General features: G+C 67.5%; 1 protein-coding gene and 1 pseudogene. Both read right to left on the bottom strand.

The genetic code is table 11. From position 1 onward, the window contains the following. A pseudogene (locus EN994_RS32640) lies at positions 1-196 on the bottom strand (hypothetical protein); the annotation flags it as partial. Positions 197-336: 140 nt separating this feature from the next. Next, a partial coding sequence (locus EN994_RS32635; protein ID WP_245466162.1) for an FGGY-family carbohydrate kinase occupies positions 337-1,090 on the bottom strand: 754 nt, incomplete at its 5' end.

Below are 1,090 nucleotides of genomic sequence, written 5' to 3'. Positions count from 1 at the left end.
AAATATGGTAATGCGCCGGCGAGGACTGCTTGCCAGCCGGAAGCTCCTCGATTGCCACGCCGACACGGTGTTTGTCGCCAAGGGCAGCCAGCGACAAATGCCGGTAGCGCAGGCCGAAGCGTGGCACATCGGACCATTCCGTCCACGGCACCTCATCCGATGCGAATGGTAGCGGCGGTTTAGCTTCGTCCACCATTAGGGCCTCCTGGTCCTGTCGCCCTGCCCTCGTCGCGTGCTGCTGGAGGGTCCACGACAGAACAAAGCTGCCAGCTTCCGGCTAAACCGCCAAGCGGTGTTCGCTACGCTCCTGACAAAGCCGGACAGAAGCCGCGCGCTTCAGCCTCGGATGGCCTTGCCCGCCTGCTGCAGCAATTCGAACGCCGCGAAGCGTTTGGCATGCCAGCCGGCCAGCGTAGCGTCGGGATGATAGACCTCGCCGAGTTCCGACATGCCGGCCATCGCCGCCGCCACATCCTTGTAGGCACCGGCGGCGACCGCGCCCAGCATCGCCGAGCCGAGCAGCACCGGTTCCGGCGAGGTCGAGGCCACCACCACCATGCCTGTGGTGTCGGCCAGCAGTTGGCGCACCAGCGGGCTTTGGCCGGCGCCGCCACTGACCACGATGGTGTCGACGGCAATGCCTTTCTGATGTTCGGCCTGCACGATCTGGCGCGCGCCGTAGCCCAGCCCGCAGACCCCGGCGACATAGAGCCCGACCAGGCTGTCGAGGCTGGTGTCGAGATCGAGCCCGGCGATCAGCGCGCGCGCGTCCGGGTCGGCGAAGGGCGCGCGGTTGCCGAGGAACTCCGGCACGACATGGATGCCGCCGACCAGGGCCGGCGTGGCCGCGGCTCCATTGCGGCTTTGCGCCTGCAGCGACAGCCAGGCGCTGAGACTGAGCCCCTCGGCTTGCGCTTTGGCGGTCGCTTCGCCGGCTGCAGGATGCATGCGCACCAGATGATCAATCGCAGCACCAGCTGCCGACTGGCCGCCCTCGTTCAGCCACAGGCCCGGCACCATGGCCGAGAAATACGGACCCCAGACACCGTCGACGAAGGCCGGCTCGGCGGTCGACGACATGGTGCAGGCC

Origin of the sequence: Mesorhizobium sp. M7A.F.Ca.CA.002.09.1.1 (assembly GCF_003998555.1) — a bacterium.
In the GTDB taxonomy this organism is placed as follows: domain Bacteria; phylum Pseudomonadota; class Alphaproteobacteria; order Rhizobiales; family Rhizobiaceae; genus Mesorhizobium; species Mesorhizobium ciceri.
The sequence above is the reverse complement of the archived record's forward strand: the minus strand, read 5'-3'. Positions and strand labels throughout refer to the sequence as shown.